Raw genomic sequence first — 23,104 nt, 5'->3', positions numbered from 1 at the left:
GGACGACGGCGGGACGCTCCCGGGGCCGGTCCCGGACGGCGCAGGGCGTGACAGTGCGCGGAAGGGGCCCACCGGCCGGACGGCGGGTCGCCCTGAGGGCCCGTGGTCGTCGGGCGCACGGCCCGATCGACGCGCTCGACGGGAGGGGACGCCTGTCGGGAAGGGGCCGTCGGGAGGACGCCTGGCGAGACCGGGCCAGGCCCCCGACGGCCCGGCCCTCGCCAGGGGTGACGCGGCGGCGCGCGTCGGGGCGCGGTCGCGTCAGTCCGGAGCCGTCGGCGGCCGTCCGCCCGGCCCGGACCCGGCGTTGCGGACGGCCAGGAGCGCCGCCCCCATGTCGGCCACCGCGCGCGGGTCGGAAAGGGAACGACCCGTCAACTCCTCGATGCGGCGCAGCCGGTAGCGGACCGTGTTGGGGTGGACGAAGAGACCCCGGGCCGCCTCGGTGGCCGAGCCGGCGGCGGCGAACCAGTGCTCCAGGGTCTCCAGCAGGCGGGCGCGCTCCGCGACGGGCAGGTCGACCAGGGGTTGCAGGACCACTCCCACGAGATGCGCCGCCTCCGCCGGAGCGGCGGCCACCACCATGGCGAGCGGATTGTCGTCGAACCGCGCGACGGCCGGACCGGCGTCCCGCAGTCCGGCCAGCGCCAGCCTGGCGAAGCGCAGCGCCTGGGGAGTGTCCCGCAGGGAGACGAAGCGCGGACTGACGCCCACGCGGGCCCGGGCGCTCCGCAGGACACGCAGAAGGACGTCCTCCGCGGCCGGGGTGGGCAGGGCGATGACCCCGATCTGATGGTCGGGCAACAGCCGCCAGGCCGAAGCGAGCTGAGCCTGGCGCAGCTCGGCCTCGATGCCCGCCAGCGGCTCCTGGCCGGGAGCGCCGGACGCCGCCGCGGCCACCGAGTAGGGGCCGTGCTCGGGCAGACCCAGCTCACGGGCGACCTCCCACAGCGTGGTGCGGTCGGCGAGGACACCGGTGAACAGCGCCTCCACGAGTGCCGAGCGCCGGGCGTGGCGCTGCGCGGTCAACTCGGCCGAGGTCTCCCGGTAGGCCGCCGCCACCGCCTCCGCGTACACCCCGAACAACGCCCAGATCTCCGCGGACTGGGACACCAGCTGGTCGTCGGAGACCTCCGGATGGGTCCGCGACTCCAGCAGGATCTCCGTCCACAGCAGTTCGAAGCCGACCCGGTACGCGTGCAGGGTGTCCGCCAGCGGCACGCCCTGCTCGGCGCGCACCCGGCCGGTCTCGCGGGCCGGGCTCGGGTCCGGGGCGCCCGCGTGACCGAGCTGGCTCAGGACGAGGTCCGCGTTGGCGGTGCAGGAGCGGCGCAGCGAGTCGAAGGGGATCAGCGACTCCTCGTCGTAGGCCTCGACGTCCGAGCGGATACGCTGCGCGATCCGCTCACCCAGTTCCGGGAGTCTGGAGTGCAGCGCCGCAGCCACGCCCGAGGTGTCCATTCCCGCAGCTTAACGCCATGGTTTTGTTCTGAGGAACAATCCGGCGGGGGTGGCGCTGTCCCGTCGCCCATGGTCCGCCGCCGCGTGTGGCAGCACGATGTCGCGGAGGTGAACAGCGGATTTCGACGGTGACGTTCGTGGAGGCGGGTCATGGCCAATCTGGCGCAGTTCCTGGTAGAGACGGCAGAGCGGCAGCCGGGACGCCCCGCGCTGCGCCTGGGCGAGCAGGTCACCACCTACGCGGAGCTGGACGAGCGCAGTGCCCGCGCCGCCGCGCTGCTCCGGGCCGAGGGGGTGCGGCCGGGGGACCGCGTCGCGCTGATGCTGCCCAACGTTCCCGAGTTCGTCGTCCTGTACTACGCCGTACTGCGCGCCGGGGCGATCGTCGTACCGATGAACCCGCTGCTGAAGACGCGGGAGACCGCGTACCACCTCGACGACTCCGGGGCGGTGCTGCTGTGCGAATGGCACCAGGCGCCGGGGGAGGGGGCCGAGGGCGCGGCCGCCGCCGGAGTGCGGCGGCTGGTCGTCGAACCCGCCGCCTTCGCGGAGCAGCTGGCCGGGTACGAGCCGCTGTCCGAGCCGGCCGGGGCCGGCGTCGACGACGTGGCCGTGCTGCTCTACACCTCCGGCACGACCGGCCGCCCCAAGGGCGCCACGCTCACGCACGGCGGACTGCGGCACAACACCGAGGTCAACACGGTCCACGTCCAGCAGATGACGCCGGACGACGTGGTGGTGGGCTGTCTGCCGCTGTTCCACATCTTCGGCCAGATCTGCACGATGAGCGTGGCCGTCCGCGCCGGGGCCTCCCTGACGCTGATCCCCCGCTTCGAACCGCAGACGGTGCTGGACGCCATAGCCCGCGACCGGGCCACGGTCTTCGAGGGCGTGCCCACCATGTACGCGGCGCTGCTTCAGCACCCGTCGCAGGCGGACGTGTCGACGCTGCGGATGTGCATATCCGGCGGGGCCTCGCTGCCGGTGGAGGTCCTGCACGGCTTCGAGCGGCGCTTCGGCTGCGCGGTGCTGGAGGGATTCGGGATGTCCGAGACCAGCCCGGTGGTCACCTTCAACCACCCCGACCGGCCGCGCAAGGCCGGCTCCATCGGCACCCCGATCCGGGACGTGCAGGTGCGGCTGCTCGACGACAAGGGCCAGGACGTCGCCCCGGGCGAGGTGGGCGAACTGGCCGTGCGCGGCCCGAACGTGATGAAGGGCTACTGGAACCGCCCCGAGGAGACGGCGGCCGCCGTCCCGGACGGCTGGCTGCGCTCCGGCGACCTGGCGCGGCAGGACGAGGACGGCTACCTGTACATCGTGGACCGCAAGAAGGACATGATCATCCGCGGCGGCTACAACGTGTATCCGCGGGAGATCGAGGAGGTCCTGCACGAGCACCCGGCCGTCGCGCTGACCGCCGTGGTGGGCGTGCCGCACGGTCACCTGGGGGAGGAGATCGCGGCCGCGGTCGTCCTGCGCCCGGGCGCCCACGCCACCCCGGACGAGCTGAGGGAGTTCGTCAAGAGCCGGGTGGCGGCGTACAAGTACCCGCGCGAGGTGTGGCTCGTGGACACCCTGCCGACCGGCCCCAGCGGCAAGATCCTCAAGCGGGAGATCACCGCGCCCGTCGGCCCCGGCCGAGGCTGAGGCAGGGACCGACGGCAGGCCCCGCGCGGGAGACGGGGATCCAGGGCGGGGGACCGGTGGCGGGCTCCCGGCCGGGAGTCCGGTGGCGGGACCGATGCGGAGGAGGGGCCGGGCGGGCGGCGCACTACGCTGCCGCCATGGCTGAACCGGGAGTTGCCGCCGCGGGCCGGGCGGAACCGGCCGCCCCGGCACCTCGGAACCGCACCCCGCGCACCAGGGAAGAGGAACCCCCGCATGGCCGTCGTCCACCGCACTGTCCTCAAGCCGACCAAGCTGGAACTGCTCACCTCCTGGCTGCCCACCCGGCCGTGGTACGCGGGCGGAACGGGCGCGCCGGAACTGGCCAAGGCCGGTGGCTTCCGGCTGGACGACCCGCAGGGCGAGGTCGGGATCGAGTTCCTGGTGGTCACCGACACCGCCGAGGGCCGTCCGGCCACCTCCTACCTGGTGCCGTTGACCTATCGCGGCGCTCCGCTCGACGGGGCGGAGCACGCGCTCGTCGGCGTCATGGAGCACGGGGTGCTGGGACGGCGCTGGGCCTACGACGGCTGTCACGACCCGGTGCTGGGCGCACAGTTGACGGCCCTGATCGAGGGCCGGGTGCAGGCACAGGACCAGAACGTCAGCGATGCCCCCGACCGCGAGGTCACCCGCTCCCGCACCGGTGAGGGTTCGCCCCTCACCGACCTCACGGACTTCGTGGCCGGCGCCGTGGACGACCGGCTGGGCACCGAACTGCTCGCACCACAGGGCATGACGCTCCGCCTGCACCGGGTTCTGCGCCCCGCCCCGGGCGACGAGCCCCTGCCGCCGCCGCAGGCGGCCGGTCACGTGGCCGGTTCCTGGCAGCTGCCGGACGGCACGCGCGCGCGGGGGCTCTTCGTCGTCCTGCGCACCGGAACATCCTCGGCTTACCGCTGATGAAGTGAGCGGATCGGGGTACTGGCCCCCCATGGCACAGAAAACTGATCATGTCGAATCCGTGCGTGCCGTGCGGCAGCTGCGGCGCATCCGCCCTGTCTACGCGGGCGGTGCGGCCCTGTGGGCCGGGTCGGCCGTCTGGACGGGGTGGGACGACCCCGGGAGTCGGCAGATGTGGGTGTCGGTGCTCTTCCTGGTGGTCTTCGCCAGTCTGCTGTCGGTGACATCGCTGTGGCTGTGGCGTCGGCAGACGGCCGGCGAGGGCAGGTCCGTGCACCACGCCGCCCCGCGCAGGACGGCCACGCGCCGCCACGCCAACGCCTGACAGCTGAAGCAGGGTTCACGGGCTCACAGCCCGCCTCGGCCGCTGGGACCGGTCCGCCGCACCCGCGGCGGGCCCGGTCCTGCGCAGGGGCGGGAGCCCGAGCGGTTCCCGGCGGCCCGGCCGCGTCCGCGCCCGACTCGCGGAGCATCGCCGATTGCCGAGCGCGGTGTTCGATGGTCCCATGGGGTCGCGGTGCCGCCACGAGACGGCGGACGGTGCCGCATGGCCTTCGCGCGCGTGCGACTCGACCGATGGGGAGTTCTCATGTCAGGACAGTTCGAAGCGACGGTGGAGGTCGATCGGGCTGTCGAGGAGGTGTTCGCCTACCTCGCCGACGGGCGCAACGACCCGCAGTTCAGCCCCCGGGTGCTCAAGATCGAGCGGATTCCCGAAACCCCGACCGCGGTGGGCACCGTCTTCCGCAGCACGGTCAAGGACGCCGGGATGAAGACCGCCCGGGAGTTCCGCATCACCACGCTCGAAGCCCCGGCGAGGATCCGGTGGACCGAGGTCTCGAAGAACACCGTGGCGGTACGCGAGGGCGGTTACGACCTGGAGCCGCTGCCCGGCGGCGGGACCCGGGTCCGCATCTTCAACGTCCTCGAAGGCCACGGACTGGGCAAGCTCCTCGTCGGTCTGGCGCTCGCCGCCGCCCGCAAGGACGCCCCCGCCTTCGGGTCCCGCATCAAGGCGGCGGCCGAGGCGGCGATCGCGTCGCGCTGACGCCCGCACGCGCCCCCGGCGCTTCCTCGTCCGGGGGACGCCGGTCAGCGGGCGATACGGTGCCTCCTCCCGCCGCGGCGGAACCGCATCGCGACGTAGCAGAGATCGGCGAGGAGAACGACCGCGCCGATGATCAGCAGGTAGAACAGTCCGTGGACCGCGAATCCGATGATGCCCAGGACGAGGGCCACGAGGATCAGAAACAGAAACAGGCTCATGTGGTCTCCCGGCGGCCTCTGGGGGTCAGCGACGGGCGAGGCGTCGCTCGCCGCCGACGCCCGGTGTGTAGTCCAGTTCGTAGTGCGCGAAGACCTTCGGCTCCTCGGGGGCGTGCAGCTCGCCGTCGAGGTCGATCGACGGGGCCTTCTTCACGGCGTTCTTGTCGTGGGCGACCTTCAGATAGCCCGGGCCGACCGTCGCCCCGAGGAGCGGCACGAACACCAGACGGCGGCGGGTGGGAAGACCCACCGTCACCGTGGCGAAGGAGGGCATGTCGGTTCCGGTGTCCACATAGACCGACTCCAGGACGCCGATCTTGTGCCCCTGCGGGTCCACCACGTCATGACCGCGCCATTCACGGATATCACTTGCCTCGAACATGAACTACCTCCGCAGGTGCGGGTACCCGCGTTCGCGTCTCCGATGTCATGCGCACACGGCACGGCCGCGCATCCGGAGCGGCTTCCGCCGGCGGGACCGCATCTCGGTCGCCGGGAGGCCGTCCGGCAGAAGGGCGGGAGCGCCGTCCGGCCGGAACCGCGGGCGGCCGGGGCCGCCGCCTGAGGATGCGTGAACGGGCCGACGGCGCGAGCCTGTGAGGGGCGGCCGAGCCATTCGTATCGGGAGGGCCCGGACTGCGCAGCCTGTTCGAGGAGAACGACATGCCGAAGAAGGACGACCCGCGCACGGGCGACAAGGTCTCGTGGAAGAGCCACGGCCAGAAGGTGACCGGGACGGTGAAGAAGAAGATCACCGATCGCACCGAAGCCGCCGGCCGCACGGTCGACGCCTCGGCCGAGGAGCCCCAGTACGAGGTCGAGAGCGACAAGACCGGACGCTCCGCCGTCCACAAGCCCGGCGCCCTGCGCAAGAAGGGCGGCCGGTCCTGACGGTCGCCTACCGTGCGGTCTCCAAGGTCACCGACGTGTCCGCGAAGCCGTTGCGCTCGTAGCAGCGGACGGTGTCGACGGCCCGGTCACGGGTTCCCGCGTCCTCGCGAACAGGGCGCGGCCGGACGCCACCAGCGCCTCCACGTCCGCCAGTTCCGCGGTCCGGACCACCACCTCACGCAATCGATCACTCATGGGCCGCGACACCATCCGTCACCACTGTCACCGCCACCACGGACGCGTCCACGGACACCGCCGACCCGCCTCCGCGGCGGTCCGCTCACCGGCGGTCCGGTCCGTGTTTCCAGGTCCCGGGGCCGCCGCCGCGCCACTCGATGAGCGGGGACGACTCGACGTAGGCCTCGTCGGCGTCGTCCAGCCCGGTCCCCCGGAGGAACTCGGCGACGTCCAGCAGGCCGTACGCCATCCCCAGGAAGTGGTCGCCGGCGCGCACCCGTCGCCCGCCGTCGGCGGCGGGCGGATAGATCACGACGGGGTACGCGAGGACCATGCCCTCAGCGTGCGCCCTTCGCCGACCCCGCGCCTGCGGGCCGACGGCGGCGCGGGCGCGCCCGGCGCGGTGGGCGGCCCACCCGCGCCAGGCGCGTGCGCTGCGCCGACCGGGTGAATCGCGGGTCGCGCGCATTCGGGCGTCGCATGGCGGAGGCCCCCCGGGGGAGGAAACCGGCATGTGATGCCGCATCCCTGCGAAAGAGGGAGCCCACGGGTGAGCGCAGTCGTCTTCACCGCTGATTTCTCCTCCGACCGTCAATGGGTGGCGGGCCGTTCCTGGGCCTATCCCGACGGCGGCCCCACCAACCCCGGCGACAACAAACTGGACCACCTCACCGACGATCCCTCCTACTCCCGCACCGGCACGTTCCGCGCCACGCGCAGAGCCGACGGGCTGTGGGACGCGGGCCTGCTGACCACCGAGGAGAGCCCCGAGGGCTTCATGGTCCGCACCGGAGACCGGCTCGACACCAGGGTGCGCCTGCCCGGCGGCTCGGGCGCCTGGCCGGCGATCTGGACCTGGCGGGACGGGGGCAACGAGGTGGACGTCTTCGAGTACCACCCGGACAACCCCGACCTCCTGGAACTGAGCAACCACGTCCGCGAGGGGCACAGTTACGTGCGCGACGAAGCCGTCCGCCCGGGCGCCGTCATCGATCTGAGCGTGACGTTCGGCAGGCGCAGCGTCGTCTGGTCGCTGAACGGGGAGCGGATCTTCGCCGACGGACGGGGCGTCGGCTCCTCCTGGCACGCCTACCTCATCGTCAACCTCTCGGTGTGCGCGGGCCGTTACCACCCGCCCCCCGACGACCACACCACCGAGCTGTCCTACGAGGTGGAGAGCCTGGTGGTGCACCGTTCGGTGAAGCGGGGCTCCGGCCCCTGAGGGATCGGGGCGAGGGGGGGGCGGGGACGTCGCCGTGCGGGCCGACGGTATTCCGGGTGCGGTGGGGTAGAGGGACGTCGATCGGCCCCTCACCGGGGCGGCCGATGTCCCCTGTCGAGAGAAGGAGCCGAGCATGACCGACGAGGCCTACCTGTTTCTGCTGGACGACGGCGCCGTGGAGCTCGGGGTGGCCCCGGCCGCCGTCGGCGACCTCGCCTGCATGGACACCACGGCGGTACGCGCCTGGCTCGACGCGCAGGGAAGTGCCGCGACGTCCCCGCGTCTGCGACTTCTGCCGCCGGAGGAGCGGGAGGCCGTCCCCGAGGGAGCCGAACGGCTGCCGGTGCCGCTGAGCGAGGAGGAACTGAGCCGTGTGCGCCACCACATGGCTCCGGCGGTGCACGCCCGGGTCGAGGAGGAACTGCTCGCCTACCGCGACTGCGCCGACGGCAGGGACGATCTGATCGGACGGGCACTGGCCGTCGGCGTGCCGCCGCACCGCATCGTCGAGCTGACCGGTGTGGACCCCGCGACGGTGACCGCTGCGGCGGGCGGCCGGTGACACGACGATCGCCCGCCGCGGTGGGCGGGCGACGGCGGCGGGGCACGGCGGCCGGCCCGGGCCGGGCGCGTGAGGCGGCGCGTCACGCCCCCGGGCCGGGGTCCGGCCGCACGGCCGACGCGACGCCCGCGCGGGCCGCTTCGAGCTGGGCGGCGAACGCGATGCCGAGGAAGAGCGCGACGGCCGTGAGGTTGGCCCAGAGCAGCAGTGCGATGAACGCGGTGAGCGGACCGTACAGGGCGCCGAACGCACCGCTCTTCTCGACGTACAGGGCGAGCAGCCATGTGGCCGCGATCCACAGCATCAGGTGGACGGCGGATCCGAAGGCCAGCCAGGTGTAGCCCGGCTGGGTGCGCCGGGGCGACCACCGGAAGATCACGGCGGAGGCCACCCAGGCCAGCACGAGGCCCACGGGGATGTCGAGCACGCCCCACCAGTGCGGCCCACCGCCCTCCCACCCCGTGGTGTCCGCGATCGCGTCGCCCACGGCCTCGCCGGCCACGAGCACGACGAACCCCAGCCCCAGCGGCAGCCCGGCCGACATCGCCAGGACCAGCGCCCGGCCGTACTTGCGCGGGAAGGAGCGGTCGCGCTCGATGCCGTAGATACGGTTGGCGCCCCGCTCGATCTGCCCCATGGCCGAGGCGAGGTTGAGCAGGGCGAAGGCCAGGCCGAGCCAGAGGGCGAGCGCGCTCCACGCGTCGCCTCGGGCGCTGCGCCGCGTCCCGTCGAAGGCGTCCTCGACGATGCCGGCGCTGGCTCCCGGCACGATGCGGCCGAGGGTCAGCTCGATGATCCGGCCCACGCTCTCCGTGTGCACCGAGGTGGCCAGCCCGACGAGGGCCACGGTGCACGGCACCAGGCCCAGCACCACCTGGAAGGCGAGCGCGCGGGCGTTGGTGAAGCCGTCCGCGTACCGGAACCGGGCGAAAGAGTCGGTCAGCAGCCGCAGCCCTCCGTAGTGGCGCAGCGCGGCGAACGCCTCGTCCCCGGAGAGCTCCTCCCCGATCATGTCCCGGGTCTGGGGGACGTGGACGGTGGTTCCCATGGCGTGGACGCTCCCTTCTCGCGCGGTCGCTTCCTGTCCGATTGCCCCGTTCCCCCCGATCACGCACGGCCGCCGGGACCGGTTCCCGTCCTGAGCGCGGCACATCGAGGCCCCCTGTTCTAGGTAGACTGGCCTACCTAGAAATGAGGAGGGACGCCATGACCGACACCCCGGCCGCCGCCGCGCGACCCGGCAAGGCACCCGGCACGGCGCGGGCGAAGGGGCCGGGCAGGGCGCGCACGCGCCTGCTCGCCGCCGCCGCGCGCCGCTTCTACGCGGACGGCGTGTCGGCGACGGGGATCGACACCATCACCGCCGAGGCGGGCGTGGCGAAGATGAGTCTGTACAACAACTTCTCCTCGAAGGCCGACCTCGTGATGGCCTACCTGGACGCGCGGCACGAGGAGTGGCTCGGCCTGTACCGGCGGCGGCTCGAAGGGGCCCGGGACGGCCGGGGCGGCGTGCTGGCCGTCTTCGACGCGTACGCCGATCACGCCGCCCTCGCCCACGAGCACGGGTTCCGGGGGTGCGGGCTGCTGAACGCGGCCGCCGAGCTGCCCGCCGGGCACGAGGGCCGGGAGGTGGTGCGCCGGCACAAGGAGGAAGTCGAGTCCCTGCTCCGCGGGCATCTGGGGGAATTGCTGCCCGACCGGCCCGAGGAGGCCGGTGCGTGGGCGGAACAGCTGTCGTTCCTGCTGGAGGGCGCCATGGCACGGGCCGGTCTGGAGGGTGCGGGCACGCGGCTGGAGCATGCGCGGACCATGGCGGCCGACCTGCTGGACCGGCTGTGACGCGGTCCACCGGACCCTCGGCCGGCTCGGTGGGTGCGGGCTCGCTGTGCGTACTCGTGGCGTCGGTGCTGTGGGGCACCACGGGCACCGCCGCGACCTTCGCCCCCGACGTGGGGCCCCTCGCCGTCGGGGCCGCCGCCATGGGGCTGGGCGGGCTCCTCCAAGCCCTCGTCGCCGCTCCCCGTATCGCACGGGAGAGGTCCGCGCTGCGCGCGCAGCGGGGATGGGTCGCGCTCGGCGCGCCGGCGGTGGCGGTCTACCCGTTGGCGTTCTACACCTCGATGCACCTGGCCGGGGTCGCCGCGGGCACCGTGGTGTCGATCGGCTCGGCCCCCCTCGCGTCGGCCGTGATCGAACGCGTCATGGACGGGCGCCGCCTGACCCGCCGTTGGACGACGGGCGCCGCTCTCGGCCTGTCCGGAACCGTTCTGCTGTGCCTGGCCGAAGCGGACCGGGCGCCTTCGGGCGCCGGGGCCCATGCGGTGCGGACGACCGTCCTCGGCGTGGCGCTCGGCCTGGTGGCCGGCTTCACCTATGCCGTGTACTCCTGGGCCGCCCATCGCCTGATCAGCCGTGGGGTCACCTCCGGCGCGGCCATGGGCGCCGTCTTCGGGCTGGGCGGGGTGCTCCTGCTGCCCGTGCTGTGGGCCACCGGCGCCCCGTTGCTCGGCTCCTGGTCCGACGCGGCCGTCGGCGTCTACATGGCGCTGGTCCCCATGTTCACCGGGTACGTCCTGTTCGGCTGGGGCCTGACGCACGTGCCGGCGAGCACCGCGACCACGCTCTCGCTGCTGGAACCCGCCGTCGCGGCCGTGCTCGCCGTGCTGGTCGTCGGCGAACGGCTGCCCCTGCTCGGCTGGACCGGCATCGCCTTGGTCGTCGCCTGTCTCGCCGTGCTCACCCTGCCGACCCGCACGGCTGCGCGGACCTGCGAAGCCCCGGCGGCCCGTACGGTTCCGGTCGGGGCGGAGCGGTGAGAGGCGGGGAGACACAGCGCGGCCGCGCGGGTCGTGCGCCCGATGCCGGCCGCGCCGCCGCTCACGACGGCCGCACGACCTGGAACGCCGGTCATGGGGCGGCGTCCCCCTCGGCGGCGAGGTCGGCGACCCAGAAGACGCCGTCGGGATAGCGGTACTCGGCGAGGGAGGCGGCGTGCATCGCGGCGGAGAAGCCCGGGGCCGGCGGCGCGGTGTAGTGGCCGTCGCGGATCACCACCGGTGTGACGAAGTGTTCGTGCAGGTGGTCGACGTACTCGATGACCCGGTTCTCGGTGGTTCCGGACAGGGCCAGGTAGTCGAACATCGACAGGTGCTGCACCAGCTCGCACAGCCCCACACCGCCGGCGTGCGGACACACCGGGACCCCGAACTTCGCGGCCAGCAGCAGGATCGCGAGATTCTCGTTGACGCCGCCGACGCGCGCGGCGTCGATCTGGAGGACGTCCAGGGCGCCGGCCTGGAGCAGTTGCTTGAAGACGATGCGGTTGTGGACGTGCTCGCCGGTGGCGACCCGCACGGGCGCGACGCCCGCGCGGACGGCCGCGTGGCCGAGGATGTCGTCCGGACTCGTGGGCTCCTCGATCCAGTACGGGTCGAACTCCGCGAGGGCGCGGACCCACTCGATCGCCTCGCCGACGTTCCAGCGCTGGTTGGCGTCGATGGCGATGCGGATGCCGTCCCCGACGGCGGCGCGGGCGGTGCGCAGCCGCCGGACGTCGTCCGCCAGGTCGGCGCCGACCTTGAGCTTGATCTGGGTGAAGCCGTCGGCGACCGCCTCCTTGGCGAGTCGGGTGAGCTTCTCGTCGGAGTAGCCGAGCCAGCCCGGAGAGGTGGTGTACCCGGGGTAGCCGCGCTCCAGCAGCACCGCTTCGCGCTCGGCGAGCCCGGCACGCCCGTTCCGCAGCAGGGTCAGGGCGTCCTCGGGGGTGAGGGCGTCGGCGATGTAGCGGAAGTCGACCTGGGAGACCAGCCACTCGGGCTCGGCGTGCGCGAGCAGGTGCCACAGCGGCTGCCCGGCCCGCTTGGCGGTGAGGTCCCACACCGCGTTCACCACGGCCCCGATCGCCATATGCATGACCCCCTTCTCGGGGCCGAGCCAGCGCAGTTGGCTGTCGCCGATCAGATCGCGGCTGAGCGATCCCGGATCGGCGCACAGCTCCTCGACGGAACGGCCCAGGAGATGGGGGCGCAGGGCTCCGATCGCCGCGACCTGGACGTCGTTGCCGCGCCCGATCGTGAAGGTGAAGCCGTGGCCTTCGAGCCCGTCGCCGGCGTCGGTGCGCAGCACCACATAGGCGGCGGAGTAGTCGGGGTCCGGGTTCATCGCGTCGGAGCCGTCCAGTTCCCGGGAGGTGGGGAAGCGGATGTCGTGCGTGTCGACCGAGATGATCCGGGCGGAAGTTCCAGACAAGGGGGTGCCTTTCACGCTTGGCCGAAGGTCTGCCGCCGGCCGCCGAGCCCGCCGAGCCCGTCGATCTCGGGCTCGACGGTGTCGCCGGGACGGAGGTAGGGGGTGCCGGGCAGGCCGAGTGCCACACCCGCGTGCGTGCCCGTGTCGATCCCGTCGCCCGGCTCCAGGACCGTGTACCGGGAGCCGCGCGGCATCGGCACCTCGTCACAGGGGCCGACGACGGTGCCCGGGTCCTTCATGAAGACCAGCGGGCGGCCCGGGATCGCGGCCCCGGTCTCGGCGGCGTGGTCAGGGTGGTTCAGGCCGACGCAGACGATCTTCCCCGGCCGGGCGACGGGCGCGCCGACGCGCAGGCCCTCCGCGTCGACTTCCGGCAGCCCGCCGGCCCCGGCCGCGGCGCGCGCCCGGTCGGCGCCGCCCGAGGAGAGGAAGAGGCCGTCGATCTCGGGGGTCACCGGGCTCAGGTCCAGCAGTCGGCCGTCGTGGGCGCGGACCGCGGGCCGCTCCTCTTCCGGGGGGCCGGCGCGTAGAAGTTTCACTGAGCAACTCCCTTGTCATGGGTGCTTCGTCCGCGCATGCGTCTCCCCGCGCCGCGAAGGGCCGCCGGGCGAGCCGGTGGTCCGTTCGCGCAGGTGACCGGTCGCATCACGCGAACAGTCCGGAATCAACCCGTATTCATCGGAGGACTGGCGACTCCGTGACTGTAAGGGCTTACAAGCGTCCGGGCAATGCAGTCCTCGGATGTATCCGCCGCGATCCGTTCCTCCTCGCCGAAGCGCGCAGGGACTTGTCCCGGTTCGTCGGGGCGGTTCCGTGAGTCCGGCGCGGGCCATCCGACGAATACGCGTCCAGCGTGCCCTGTGCCGGAACCCCGGCCTCTTCTGTACGGCGACGACTGCCCTTGCCCGTAGAGGAGTTCGGCGCGCCCTGCGCGGTGGGGCCGGCGCCGCGGCCTCCCCGGGGCGCCGGTCCCGGGAGCGGGACCCTGGAGACTCGTGCACTCCGGAGCTTCTCGCGCCGTGGCCGGGCGGCGGCGGATCGGCCCAGCTCAAGGGTGGTCGGTGAGGATTGCTCACGGTCGCCGGCCGGGTTCGTGCCCGCGGGCGGTCCGGCGCCGGGGAAATCGTTGAGGAACGGACCCTTGTCAACGTCGGCAACGCCGTCGTAACGTCCACGTCGTCCCGGATACATCGGAGGAATCAGCTTCGATGCCTCCTCCCGGCTGTCCGACTCCGCCTTTCTCGGCCCTCCGCCCGACCTTCGTCCCATCCCCGTCGGCACCTTCCGCGCATGCCCCCGCAGCGGCCGCCTCCCCGGTTCGAGGTCCCGTCCCGCCACCCGGCGCGAACGCCTCCGCCGCCGCCGTGCACCGCCCTGCCCTGGCTAAGGAGAAACACACGGCCATGAAGCTCGCTCGCACCCGCTCCGCCGCCGCAGCCGCCGGCGCCGTCCTCGTGACGCTCGCCCTCGTCACCGCATGCAACCGCGAGAGCACCGGTTCGGGTGCCGCGGGCGGCGCGGACAAACCCGCCATCGGCATCGACCTGCCGCGCTCCGACTCGGACTTCTGGAACTCCTACGCCGACTACGTGAAGAAGGACGTCAAGGCGGACGGCGTCAACGCGCTGCCGCTGAGCAACTCGCAGAACGACGTCACCAAGCTGGTCGCCAATGTGCAGGTGTTCCAGAACACGGGCGCCAAGGCCGTCGTCATGGCCCCCCAGGACACCGGCGCCATCGCCTCCACCCTCGACGCGCTCGCCTCGAAGAAGATCCCCGTGGTCAGCGTCGACACCCGCCCCGACAAGGGTGACGTCTACATGGTCGTACGCGCCGACAACAAGGCCTACGGCACCAAGGCCTGCGAGTTCCTGGGCAAGCAGCTCGGCGGCACGGGCAAGGTCGCCGAACTCCAGGGCGCGCTCGACTCCATCAACGGCCGCGACCGCTCCGAGGCCTTCGCCGCCTGCATGAAGGAGAAGTTCCCGAAGATCAAGGTTTTCGAGCTGCCCACCGACTGGAAGGGCGACGTGGCCTCCGCCAAGCTGCAGAGCCTGCTCGCCCAGCACCCCGATCTGAACGGCATCTACATGCAGGCGGGCGGCGTGTTCCTGCAGCCCACCCTGGCGCTGCTGGAGCAGAAGGGCCTGCTCGAGCCGGCCGGCCGGGAGGGGCACATCTCGATCATCTCCAACGACGGCATTCCGCAGGAGTTCGACGCGATCCGCAAGGGACAGATCGACGCGACGGTCTCCCAGCCCGCCGACCTCTACGCCAAGTACGCGCTGTACTACGCCCGGGCGGCGGCCGACGGCAAGACGTTCAAGGCGGGGAAGACCGACCACGACTCCACGATCATCGAGATCCCGAACGGTCTCGAGGACCAGCTGCCCGCCCCGCTGGTGACCAAGGACAACGTCGAGGACAAGACGCTGTGGGGCAACAACGTCGGCTAGCGACCGGCCCCGAGGGCTATCGCGCGGAGGGCCGGCGCACCCCGTCCCTCCGCCTCCTCGTCCGTGTCCGTACCCCCGCATCAGGACCAGAAGGACGGTATTCACCATGGCGGACTCCGCGACCGCCCCGGCGGCAGGCACCGGGAGCCGCGCCCCGGTGGCCGAGGCGACCGGGATCAGCAAACGGTACGGCGCCACCGTCGCCCTGCGCGACGCCCGTATCACCGTCGCCGAGGGCGAGTCGCACGCCCTGGTCGGACGCAACGGCGCGGGCAAGTCGACGCTCGTGTCCATCCTCACCGGGCTTCAGCAGCCCGACACCGGCACCCTGCGCTTCTCCGGCGAACCGGCACCCGCCTTCGGTGACATCGACGCCTGGCGCTCCAAGGTCACCTGTGTCTACCAGCGGTCCACGATCATCGGCGAGCTGACCGTCGCCGAGAACCTCTTCCTGAACCGGCAGAGCGACGCCGCGCTGCGCCCCATCCGCTGGAAGGACCTGCGGCAGCGCGCCGAGCAGCTCCTGGGCGAGTACGGAGTGGACGTCGACCCCTCTGTCCGGGCCAGGCATCTCACCGTGGAACAACGGCAGTTCGTCGAGATCGCACGGGCGCTGTCCTTCGGCGCCCGGTTCATCGTGCTGGACGAGCCGACCGCCAAGCTGGACGCCCGCGGCATCGACCGGCTCTTCGGCAAGCTCCGGGACCTCCAGCGACAGGGCGTCGCCTTCCTCTTCATCTCCCACCACCTGCAAGAGGTCTACGACCTGTGCACCACGGTCACCGTCTACCGCGACGCGGCCCACATCCGCACCGCGGCGGTGGCCGGACTCGGCAAGCACGAACTGGTCGAGGCCATGACCGGCGAGTCCGCCACGACGCCGGGCGCCGACGACACGCGGACCGCCGCCCCGGACGGCGGCCGGGAACTGCTCACGGTCGACGGGCTGACCCTGACGGGCGCGTGCCGGGACCTGTCGCTCGCCGTCCGCACCGGTGAGGTGGTCGGTCTCGCGGGCGCGACCGCCAGCGGCAACGTCCAGGTGGGGGAGGCCGTCGCCGGACTGCACCGCGCCGAGGGCGGCAGGATCTCGGTCGCCGGACGGGCCGTCCGCACCGGCAGCGTCCCGGCGGCCCTCGGCGCGGGCGTCGGTCTGGTGCCGGAGGACCGGCACGCCCAGGGACTCGTCGGCAACCGCAGCGTCGCGGAGAACGCGACCCTCACCGTCACCGACCAGCTCGGTCCGTTCGGCATCGTCCTGCCGGCCCGCACCAGGACCTTCGCCCGGCGCATGATCCGCGATCTCGACATCAAGACGCCGGGTGCGGGCACCCCGGTCGCCGCGCTCTCCGGCGGCAACCAGCAGAAGGTCGTCGTGGCCCGGGCCCTGGCCACCGGCCCGCATGTCCTGGTCGCCGTCCGGCCCACCAACGGAGTGGACGTCAGGTCCAAGGAGTTCCTGCTCGCCAGGATCCGTGCGGTCGCGGAAGCCGGGAAGGCCGCGCTCATCGTCTCCGACGAACTGGACGACCTCAGGGCGTGCGACCGGGTCGTGGTCATGTTCCACGGCCGCGTCGTCGCCGAGTTCGACCGCGGCTGGAAGGACGAACAGATGGTCGCCGCCATGGAGGGCGTCGCCGGTACCCCCGCAGCAGCCGACACCGAAGAGCACGGAAGGTAGTCATGTCCGCCACCACCGATGTCACCGACCCCGCAGCGAGCGTGGCGCAGCCGACCGCCGAGGGCCGCCGGCGGGGCCCCGATCTCGGCCGCTTCCGTGAACTGTCCCTCGTCCCGGCCATCCTCGTCCTCGGCCTGATCGGGTTCATCGTCTCCCCGGCCTTCCTCACCTCCGACAACCTCATCGGCGTGGCCCAGCAGTCCACCGAGCTGAGCCTGCTGGTCCTCGCCACCGCGCTGATCCTGATCGTCGGCCGGATGGACCTCTCCCTGGAGTCCACGATCGGGGTGGCGCCCGTCATCGCCGTCTGGCTCGTCCTGCCCACCAGCGGCGGCCGGTTCAACGGCCTGGGGCTCTTCCCGCAGTGGACGGCGATCCCGCTCTGCCTCCTCGTGGGCGTGGCGATCGGCGCCCTCAACGGCTTCCTCATCCTCAAGCTGCGCCTCAACGGCTTCATCGTCACGCTCGGCGGACTGACCATGCTGCGCGGGCTCCAAGTGGCCCTCTCCGAAGGCCAGTCCATCGTGGATCTGCCGCCCTCCTTCACCTATCTGGGCAAGGCCTCCTGGCTGGGCGTCCCGGCCGCCATCTGGATCTGCGCGGTGCTGTTCGCGGTGGGCGGCTGCGCGCTGGCCTGGCTGCGGCACGGCCGGGCGCTCTACGCGATCGGCGGCAACGCGGAGGCCGCCCGGACCGCCGGTATCCGGGTCGACCGGATCGTGTGGGTCGTCCTGATCACCGGCAGCCTGCTGGCCGCGTTCGCCGGCATCCTCTACAGCGGTCACTACGGTTCCATCTCCGCCACCCAGGGCAGCGGCTGGATCTTCCAGGTGTTCGCCGCGACGGTCATCGGCGGCGTCAGCCTCAACGGCGGCAAGGGCTCGGTGTTCGGCGCGCTCACCGGTGTGCTGACCCTCCAGCTGGTCGTCAACGTGATGACGCTGGCGGGCGTACCGCCGCTGTGGAACCAGTTCCTCAACGGAGCGATCATCATCGTCGCGCTGATCATCTCCCGCTTCGCCTCGGGCGAGAAGCAGGAATAGCCCCGGAGCCGGGACCTCGCGCCGGCCCGCGGCCGGCCCGCGCGAGTCCCGCCGACGCTGCCGGCCGTTTCCACCGCGACCGTCCACATGGCCGCCGTCGAGCACTGGCTCGCGGCGAGCCGCGTCGGGACGCACGAGCCGTCAGGTGACGGCCGATCACGATCACAACCCCTAGACATCCGATCTATCTTCCCGGGAGGGTAGATCGGAGTGAAGAAGCCCTCGGCTTATGCCGATGTGGCCGCTACTCCTCCACGAAAGAGCCGATGAATGGGCCGGGAGATCTGACTGTGATCAACGAATCCCCACCGTTGAGACGAAGCGTCCTCAAGCTCGGCGGCGCGCTCGCCGTCGCGCCTCTGGCCACGCAGCTGACGGGCGCCGCACCTGCCGGTCAGGCCGACGCGGCCGAGGCCGACCCGTCGGCGGGCGTCGGCCTGCCGTCCCTGTCGCGCGAGGCGCTGAGGTACTCCGTCCCCGCCGCGGACTGGCAGTCGCAGGCCCTTCCGATCGGCAACGGCCGGCTCGGCGCCATGCTCTTCGCCGATCCCTACGAGGAACGTATCCAGTTCAACGAGCAGAGCCTGTGGGGCGGGGTCAACGACTACGACAACGCGCTGGCGGGCAAGCCGGACAGTGATTTCGACACCGGCATGACCGGCTTCGGCTCGTACCGCGCCTTCGGCGACCTCGTCGTCACCTTCGCCTCCCGTCCCCAGCCCACGGTCACGGCGCCCGGGGGACCGTACAGCTCCTCCTCCACGGAAGGCGTCGACAGGACGTACGACGGCGCGTCGAGCACCAAGTGGTGCATCGAGGGGCCGGGCCCGCAGGTGCTGTGGCAGGTCGAGCTCCCCGACCCCGCCGAGGTCGCCTCCTACCGCCTGACGAGCGCCGACGACGTGCCCGAGCGCGACCCGCGGAAGTGGACGTTCTCCGGTTCCGCCGACGGCGCCACCTGGACCACGCTGGACAGCCGCACCCTGGACGCGCCCTTCGACAGCCGCTTCCAGACCAAGGAATTCCGCTGCGCCGAGAGCGCGGCCTACCGCTTCTACCGGTTCGCCTTCGTCCCCGAGGCGGGGGTCAGCCACTTCCAGGTGAGCGAGATCGGCCTGTCCGGCGTCGACCTGGGCGGGGACACCTCGATGTACCTGTCGTCGCCGAGCGGACACTCCCGGGGTTCCGGCGCCCGGCCCGGGTCCCGGGCCACGGACATCTCCCGTTCGGCCGACCGCGATCCGGCCACCGTCTGGCGGGTCGACGGTGCCGCACCCGTCGTCTGGCAGGCCGACCTGCCCCGCCCGGCCGCCATCACCTCGTACACGCTGACGGCGGCCCCCGACCGCCCCGGGGACGACCCCCGGCGGTGGACGCTCGAGGGGTCACGGGACGGGACCGCCTGGACGACCCTCGACACGCGGAACCCGGGGGCGCCCTTCGCCGACCGCGGCGAGAGCCGGACCTTCCCCGTCACCGACGGCACGGCCTACCGCGTCTACCGGCTCACCCTGACCCCCGGCGCGTCCTCCACCGGATGCCAGATCGCGGAGATCGCGCTGGAGGGCGAGGACTTCGACACCCGCGGCCGGCGCGCGGTCGTCGACTACCGGCGCTCCCTCGACCTCGCCGAGGGGCTCCACGTCACCCGCTTCGGCGCGCCGGGCCGGCGCGTCCTGCGGGAGGCCTTCGCCACCCGGTCCGCGGACGTCATGGTCTTCCGCTACACGTCGGACGGCGCCGAGGGGCTCTCCGGAGCGATCTCGCTGACGTCCGCTCAGGACGCGGCGCCGACGACCGTGGACGCAGGCGCCGGGCGGATCGCCTTCAGCGGGGTCATGGGCAACGCACTGCGGCACGCCTGCGCCGTCCAGGCGGTGCACACCGACGGCCGCCTCGACACCGACGGGACGGTGCTCCGGTTCAGCGGCTGCACGACCCTGACCCTGTTCCTCGACGCCCGCACCGACTACCGGCTCGACGCCGCCGCCGGCTGGCGCGGAGCCGCTCCCGGACCGATCGTCGCCCGGTCGCTCGACCGGACGGCCGCACGGCCCTACGACGAGCTGCGCGCCCGGCACATCGCCGAGACGAGCGCCCTCATGAAACGGGTCTCGGTCACTTGGGGCGACTCCTCCGCCGCCGTCGCCGCCCTGCCCACCGACGCGCGACTGGCGCGCTACGCGGCGGGCGGGGAGGACCCGACCCTCGAACAGACGATGTTCGACTACGGCCGCTACCTGCTGATCAGTTCCTCCCGCCCGAACGGCCTGCCCGCCAACCTCCAAGGACTGTGGAACGACCAGAACCAGCCCGCCTGGGCCTCCGACTACCACACCAACATCAATGTCCAGATGAACTACTGGGGGGCCGAGACGACGAACCTGCCGGAGTGCCATGAGGCGCTCGTCCGGTTCGTCGAACAGGTGGCGGTACCGAGCCGCGTGGCCACCCGCAACGCCTTCGGCCAGGACACCCGCGGCTGGACCGCCCGCACCAGCCAGAGCATCTTCGGCGGCAACGCGTGGGAGTGGAACACCGTCGCGAGCGCCTGGTACGCCCAGCACCTGTACGAGCACTGGGCGTTCACCCAGGACCTGGCCTACCTCCGTACCGTCGCGTACCCGATGATCAAGGAGATCTGCGCGTTCTGGGAGGATCACCTGAAGGAGCGTGAGGACGGTCTCCTGGTCGCGCCGAACGGCTGGTCGCCGGAGCACGGGCCGCGCGAGGACGGCGTCATGTACGACCAGCAGATCATCTGGGACCTGTTCCAGAACTACCTCGACTGCGCAGCGGCGCTCGACGCGGATCCCGCGCACCGGGCCGAGGTCGCGGACCTGCAGGCGCGTCTCGCGCCGAACAGGATCGGCCGGTGGGGCCAGCTCCAGGAGTGGCAGGAGGACATCGACAGCCCCACCGACATCCACCGCCACACCTCGCACCTCTTCGCGGTCTACCCGGGCCGCCAGATCACCCCGAGGACGCCGGACCTCGCCGCCGCGGCGCTCGTCTCCCTCAAGGCCCGCTGCGGCGAGAAGGAAGGTGTCCCGTTCACGGCCGCCACCGTGTCGGGCGACAGCCGCCGCTCGTGGACCTGGCCCTGGCGGGCGGCCCTCTTCGCCCGCCTCCGCGACGGCCGGCGCGCCCAGATCATGCTGCGCGGACTGCTGACCTACAACACGCTGCCCAACCTGTTCTGCAACCACCCGCCCTTCCAGATGGACGGCAACTTCGGCATCTCGGGCGCCGTGGCGGAGATGCTGCTGCAGAGCCACGACGGGGTCATCGACCTGCTGCCCGCCCTGCCGGACGGCTGGAAGGCCGAGGGTTCCTTCACCGGGCTCCGCGCCCGGGGCGGCTACGAGGTCAGCTGCGCGTGGCGGAACGGGAAGGTGACGTCCTACGAGATCGTGGCCGACCGGGCGCGCAACCGGAACGACGTCACCGTGCGGGTGAACGGCGTCGACAGGAGGGTGAGGCCGGCCAAGCCCTGACGGCGGCGCCGGCCCGCCGCCCCGGCCCCGCAGCCGGTGGGCCGGGTGACGGATCCCTCATCGATTTCCCGCGCGCGGGAGTGGACCCGCGACGGCACCCGGGCCGATCGTGGGCGCCATGGATGATCACCGTACGGAACCCGTCGACCCCGGTGGCACCGCCGAACCGACCCCTGTGCGGGAGGAGGCCGGGGAGGTGCGCCGCTTCTGGGAGCGGCTCGGACTCCCCGGCCTCGTCGACGTCCACACGCACTTCATGCCCGAGCAGGTGCTGCGCAAGGTCTGGGCCTACTTCGACGCCCTCGGCCCGCGGACCGGCGGGCTCGAATGGCCGATCACCTACCGGCACGAGGAATCCGAACGGACCGTCCTGCTGCGGGAGTTCGGCGTCCGGGCCTTCACCGCGATGCTCTACCCGCACAAGCCGGGCATGGCCCGGTGGCTGAACGACTGGGCGGCCGACTTCGCCCGCCGCACCCCCGACTGTCTGCACACCGCCACCCTCTACCCCGAGGCGGACGTGGAGACGTACGTCCGGGAGGCCGTCGAGGCGGGCGCGCGCGTCCTCAAGGCGCACGTCCAGGTGGGGGCCTACGACCCGGCCGACGCACTCCTGGACAGCACCTGGGGGTTGCTGGCCGAGGCCGGGATCCCCGTCGTGATCCACTGCGGCTCCGGGCCCGCACCCGGCAAGCACACCGGCCCCGAGCCGGTCGCGCGGGTGCTGGCGCGGCACCCCCGGCTGCGACTGGTCGTGGCGCACCTGGGGATGCCCGAGTACGAGGAGTTCCTCGGCCTCGCCGAGCGGTACGGGGAGGTGCGGCTGGACACGACGATGACGTTCACCGACTTCGCCGAGGAGCTGATGCCGTTCCCCGGCCGCGCCCTGCCCCGGCTGGCCGGGCTCGGCGACCGCGTGCTGCTCGGCTCCGACTTCCCCAACATCCCTTATCCGTACCTCCATCAGCTGCACGCGCTGGAGCGGCTGGGGCTCGGGGACGAGTGGCTGCGGGCGGTGTGCCACGACAACGCCGCCGAGCTGTTCGGCCTGTGAGGGCCGCGTGGACGCTCCACCCCCGCCGGGGACCTTCTGCCGCGGCCCCGGTCGTCCGCTCCGGGCCGACCGGGGGCCGTCGAGGGGGCCGGGGCCGTTGCACCCGGCGGTGCGGCTGACGGCTGCGCCTCAGGGAGCGAGGGGCAGCCGGCGCTTGTGGTGCGTGAGCCGGTAGCGGTCGACGATCGTCCGGAAGACGTCCTCGTCCACGGGCCTGCCTTCCAGGAAGTCGTCGATGTCGTCGTAGCGAATCCCGAGCGCGTCCTCGTCGGTCCTGCCGGGAGTCAGGGTCTCCAGATCGGCCGTCGGGACCTTGTGCACCAGGTCGGCCGGCGCCCCCAGCGCGTCCGCGACGGCTCGCACCCGGCGTTTGGTCAGGCCGGTCAGCGGGACGAGGTCCGCCGCGCCGTCACCGAACTTCGTGAAGAAACCGGAGACCGCCTCGGCGGCGTGGTCGGTGCCGACGACGAGTCCCTGGTGCCCGCCGGCCACGGCGTACTGGGCGATCATGCGCTGCCGGGCCTTGATGTTGCCGAGCACGAAGTCCTGGTGGTAGGCGTCGCGGAAGCTCACCTCGGCGACCAGCACGGCGTCCAGCGCTGCGTCGCTCGCGGGCTTGATGTCCACGGTCAGCACGTGATCGGGCCGGATGAAGGAGAGCGCGAGCTGGGCATGGTGCTCGTCGGCCTGGACGCCGTAGGGCAGCCGCATCGCGTAGAACCGCGCCTCGTGCCCGGCCCCGCGGGCCCGCTCGGCCGCGAGCTGGCACAGACGGCCGGCGGTGGTGGAGTCGACGCCGCCGCTGATGCCGAGCACGAGGGAGGACAGGCCGGTGGAGGTCAGCCGCTCCGCGAGGAAGGCCACCCGTCGCTCGATCTCCGCCTCGGCCTCGAAGGTCTCGGCGACCTCGAGTTCCCGGGCGATCTCCTGCTGAAGGGTGAGGAAGGCCGGGTCGTTCACATCTGCTCCTGGTTC

The 23,104-nt window shown here is 72.5% G+C and carries 22 protein-coding genes; 14 read left to right on the top strand and 8 right to left on the bottom strand.

Annotated elements, in window-relative coordinates:
• Positions 1–261 precede the first annotated feature (261 nt).
• Positions 262–1,461: a PucR family transcriptional regulator gene (locus tag J2X68_RS29420; RefSeq protein WP_399041124.1), complete on the bottom strand. Its 1,200-nt coding sequence runs from the start codon at positions 1,459–1,461 to the stop codon at positions 262–264.
• A gap of 150 nt (positions 1,462–1,611) precedes the next feature.
• On the opposite strand from J2X68_RS29420, the gene J2X68_RS29415 reads away from it, so the two are divergent.
• The 4 genes from J2X68_RS29415 (at position 1,612) to J2X68_RS29400 (ending at position 5,080) form a co-directional block, all read left to right on the top strand.
• Positions 1,612–3,111, top strand: coding sequence for a long-chain fatty acid--CoA ligase (locus J2X68_RS29415; RefSeq protein WP_310435623.1), 1,500 nt, complete (start codon positions 1,612–1,614; stop codon positions 3,109–3,111).
• Positions 3,112–3,345: 234 nt separating this feature from the next.
• Positions 3,346–4,032 carry a maltokinase N-terminal cap-like domain-containing protein gene (locus J2X68_RS29410; RefSeq protein ID WP_310435622.1) on the top strand — a complete coding sequence of 229 codons (687 nt, stop codon included), beginning with the start codon at positions 3,346–3,348 and terminating at the stop codon, positions 4,030–4,032.
• A gap of 31 nt (positions 4,033–4,063) precedes the next feature.
• Entirely contained in the window at positions 4,064–4,357 is a 294-nt protein-coding gene (locus J2X68_RS29405; protein ID WP_310435621.1) for a hypothetical protein, read from the top strand.
• Between the two features lie 264 nt (positions 4,358–4,621).
• Positions 4,622–5,080 carry an SRPBCC family protein gene (locus tag J2X68_RS29400; RefSeq protein ID WP_310435620.1) on the top strand — a complete coding sequence of 153 codons (459 nt, stop codon included), beginning with the start codon at positions 4,622–4,624 and terminating at the stop codon, positions 5,078–5,080.
• A 44-nt stretch (positions 5,081–5,124) separates the two neighbouring features.
• On the opposite strand, the gene J2X68_RS29395 is transcribed toward J2X68_RS29400, so the two are convergent.
• Entirely contained in the window at positions 5,125–5,298 is a 174-nt protein-coding gene (locus J2X68_RS29395) for a hypothetical protein (RefSeq protein WP_310435619.1), read from the bottom strand.
• Between the two features lie 25 nt (positions 5,299–5,323).
• Positions 5,324–5,680, bottom strand: coding sequence for a PRC-barrel domain-containing protein (locus J2X68_RS29390; RefSeq protein WP_310435618.1), 357 nt, complete (start codon positions 5,678–5,680; stop codon positions 5,324–5,326).
• A gap of 281 nt (positions 5,681–5,961) precedes the next feature.
• On the opposite strand from J2X68_RS29390, the gene J2X68_RS29385 reads away from it, so the two are divergent.
• Positions 5,962–6,189 (top strand): DUF2945 domain-containing protein, encoded by a 228-nt coding sequence (locus J2X68_RS29385; RefSeq protein WP_310435617.1) that lies wholly within the window; start codon positions 5,962–5,964, stop codon positions 6,187–6,189.
• A 280-nt stretch (positions 6,190–6,469) separates the two neighbouring features.
• On the opposite strand, the gene J2X68_RS29380 is transcribed toward J2X68_RS29385, so the two are convergent.
• Positions 6,470–6,700 (bottom strand): hypothetical protein, encoded by a 231-nt coding sequence (locus J2X68_RS29380; protein WP_310435616.1) that lies wholly within the window; start codon positions 6,698–6,700, stop codon positions 6,470–6,472.
• A 216-nt stretch (positions 6,701–6,916) separates the two neighbouring features.
• On the opposite strand from J2X68_RS29380, the gene J2X68_RS29375 reads away from it, so the two are divergent.
• Both J2X68_RS29375 and J2X68_RS29370 read left to right on the top strand, forming a co-directional pair.
• Positions 6,917–7,588, top strand: a complete 672-nt coding sequence (locus tag J2X68_RS29375; RefSeq protein WP_310435615.1) for a beta-glucanase — start codon at positions 6,917–6,919, stop codon at positions 7,586–7,588.
• Between the two features lie 133 nt (positions 7,589–7,721).
• On the top strand, positions 7,722–8,150 hold the full coding sequence (locus J2X68_RS29370; protein ID WP_310435614.1) for a DUF6003 family protein: 429 nt from the start codon (positions 7,722–7,724) through the stop codon (positions 8,148–8,150).
• Positions 8,151–8,232: 82 nt separating this feature from the next.
• On the opposite strand, the gene J2X68_RS29365 is transcribed toward J2X68_RS29370, so the two are convergent.
• The gene (locus tag J2X68_RS29365) at positions 8,233–9,198 is read right to left on the bottom strand and encodes a YihY/virulence factor BrkB family protein (RefSeq protein WP_310435613.1); all 966 of its coding nucleotides are present in this window, start codon (positions 9,196–9,198) and stop codon (positions 8,233–8,235) included.
• Positions 9,199–9,356: 158 nt separating this feature from the next.
• On the opposite strand from J2X68_RS29365, the gene J2X68_RS29360 reads away from it, so the two are divergent.
• Positions 9,357–9,989 (top strand): TetR/AcrR family transcriptional regulator, encoded by a 633-nt coding sequence (locus J2X68_RS29360; protein WP_310435612.1) that lies wholly within the window; start codon positions 9,357–9,359, stop codon positions 9,987–9,989.
• On the top strand, positions 9,986–10,966 hold the full coding sequence (locus J2X68_RS29355; protein ID WP_310435611.1) for a DMT family transporter: 981 nt from the start codon (positions 9,986–9,988) through the stop codon (positions 10,964–10,966). Before J2X68_RS29360 ends, J2X68_RS29355 begins: the two co-directional genes overlap by 4 nt.
• Positions 10,967–11,057: 91 nt before the next feature.
• On the opposite strand, the gene J2X68_RS29350 is transcribed toward J2X68_RS29355, so the two are convergent.
• Together J2X68_RS29350 and J2X68_RS29345 are read right to left on the bottom strand one after the other, a co-directional pair.
• Entirely contained in the window at positions 11,058–12,398 is a 1,341-nt protein-coding gene (locus J2X68_RS29350) for an L-fuconate dehydratase (RefSeq protein ID WP_310435610.1), read from the bottom strand.
• 11 nt (positions 12,399–12,409) lie between these two features.
• Positions 12,410–12,937: a fumarylacetoacetate hydrolase family protein gene (locus J2X68_RS29345; RefSeq protein WP_310435609.1), complete on the bottom strand. Its 528-nt coding sequence runs from the start codon at positions 12,935–12,937 to the stop codon at positions 12,410–12,412.
• Between the two features lie 864 nt (positions 12,938–13,801).
• On the opposite strand from J2X68_RS29345, the gene J2X68_RS29340 reads away from it, so the two are divergent.
• The 5 genes from J2X68_RS29340 (at position 13,802) to J2X68_RS29320 (ending at position 22,129) form a co-directional block, all read left to right on the top strand.
• Positions 13,802–14,854: a sugar ABC transporter substrate-binding protein gene (locus J2X68_RS29340; protein WP_310435608.1), complete on the top strand. Its 1,053-nt coding sequence runs from the start codon at positions 13,802–13,804 to the stop codon at positions 14,852–14,854.
• A gap of 106 nt (positions 14,855–14,960) precedes the next feature.
• Positions 14,961–16,535, top strand: coding sequence for a sugar ABC transporter ATP-binding protein (locus J2X68_RS29335; protein ID WP_310435607.1), 1,575 nt, complete (start codon positions 14,961–14,963; stop codon positions 16,533–16,535).
• A 2-nt stretch (positions 16,536–16,537) separates the two neighbouring features.
• Positions 16,538–17,578 (top strand): ABC transporter permease, encoded by a 1,041-nt coding sequence (locus tag J2X68_RS29330; protein WP_310435606.1) that lies wholly within the window; start codon positions 16,538–16,540, stop codon positions 17,576–17,578.
• Positions 17,579–17,889: 311 nt separating this feature from the next.
• Positions 17,890–21,075, top strand: a complete 3,186-nt coding sequence (locus J2X68_RS29325; protein WP_399041114.1) for a glycosyl hydrolase family 95 catalytic domain-containing protein — start codon at positions 17,890–17,892, stop codon at positions 21,073–21,075.
• A gap of 118 nt (positions 21,076–21,193) precedes the next feature.
• Positions 21,194–22,129, top strand: coding sequence for an amidohydrolase family protein (locus tag J2X68_RS29320; RefSeq protein ID WP_310435604.1), 936 nt, complete (start codon positions 21,194–21,196; stop codon positions 22,127–22,129).
• A 129-nt stretch (positions 22,130–22,258) separates the two neighbouring features.
• Here the strand turns inward: J2X68_RS29320 and nadE are convergent, their stop codons facing one another.
• Positions 22,259–23,089: an ammonia-dependent NAD(+) synthetase gene (gene nadE, locus J2X68_RS29315; RefSeq protein ID WP_310435603.1), complete on the bottom strand. Its 831-nt coding sequence runs from the start codon at positions 23,087–23,089 to the stop codon at positions 22,259–22,261.
• Positions 23,090–23,104 lie beyond the last annotated feature (15 nt).

This window comes from Streptomyces sp. 3330, assembly GCF_031456635.1.
Taxonomy (GTDB): Bacteria; Actinomycetota; Actinomycetes; order Streptomycetales; family Streptomycetaceae; genus Streptomyces.
The sequence above is the reverse complement of the archived record's forward strand: the minus strand, read 5'-3'. Positions and strand labels throughout refer to the sequence as shown.

Excerpts from the sequence above, each read along its gene's own strand:
- J2X68_RS29420 (WP_399041124.1), bottom strand. The coding sequence starts at position 1,461 with ATGGACACCTCGGGCGTGGCTGCGGCGCTGCACTCCAGACTCCCGGAA.
- J2X68_RS29415 (WP_310435623.1), top strand. The coding sequence starts at position 1,612 with ATGGCCAATCTGGCGCAGTTCCTGGTAGAGACGGCAGAGCGGCAGCCG.
- J2X68_RS29410 (WP_310435622.1), top strand. The coding sequence starts at position 3,346 with ATGGCCGTCGTCCACCGCACTGTCCTCAAGCCGACCAAGCTGGAACTG.
- J2X68_RS29405 (WP_310435621.1), top strand. The coding sequence starts at position 4,064 with ATGGCACAGAAAACTGATCATGTCGAATCCGTGCGTGCCGTGCGGCAG.
- J2X68_RS29400 (WP_310435620.1), top strand. The coding sequence starts at position 4,622 with ATGTCAGGACAGTTCGAAGCGACGGTGGAGGTCGATCGGGCTGTCGAG.
- J2X68_RS29395 (WP_310435619.1), bottom strand. The coding sequence starts at position 5,298 with ATGAGCCTGTTTCTGTTTCTGATCCTCGTGGCCCTCGTCCTGGGCATC.
- J2X68_RS29390 (WP_310435618.1), bottom strand. The coding sequence starts at position 5,680 with ATGTTCGAGGCAAGTGATATCCGTGAATGGCGCGGTCATGACGTGGTG.
- J2X68_RS29385 (WP_310435617.1), top strand. The coding sequence starts at position 5,962 with ATGCCGAAGAAGGACGACCCGCGCACGGGCGACAAGGTCTCGTGGAAG.
- J2X68_RS29380 (WP_310435616.1), bottom strand. The coding sequence starts at position 6,700 with ATGGTCCTCGCGTACCCCGTCGTGATCTATCCGCCCGCCGCCGACGGC.
- J2X68_RS29370 (WP_310435614.1), top strand. The coding sequence starts at position 7,722 with ATGACCGACGAGGCCTACCTGTTTCTGCTGGACGACGGCGCCGTGGAG.
- J2X68_RS29365 (WP_310435613.1), bottom strand. The coding sequence starts at position 9,198 with ATGGGAACCACCGTCCACGTCCCCCAGACCCGGGACATGATCGGGGAG.
- J2X68_RS29360 (WP_310435612.1), top strand. The coding sequence starts at position 9,357 with ATGACCGACACCCCGGCCGCCGCCGCGCGACCCGGCAAGGCACCCGGC.
- J2X68_RS29340 (WP_310435608.1), top strand. The coding sequence starts at position 13,802 with ATGAAGCTCGCTCGCACCCGCTCCGCCGCCGCAGCCGCCGGCGCCGTC.
- J2X68_RS29335 (WP_310435607.1), top strand. The coding sequence starts at position 14,961 with ATGGCGGACTCCGCGACCGCCCCGGCGGCAGGCACCGGGAGCCGCGCC.
- J2X68_RS29330 (WP_310435606.1), top strand. The coding sequence starts at position 16,538 with ATGTCCGCCACCACCGATGTCACCGACCCCGCAGCGAGCGTGGCGCAG.
- J2X68_RS29320 (WP_310435604.1), top strand. The coding sequence starts at position 21,194 with ATGGATGATCACCGTACGGAACCCGTCGACCCCGGTGGCACCGCCGAA.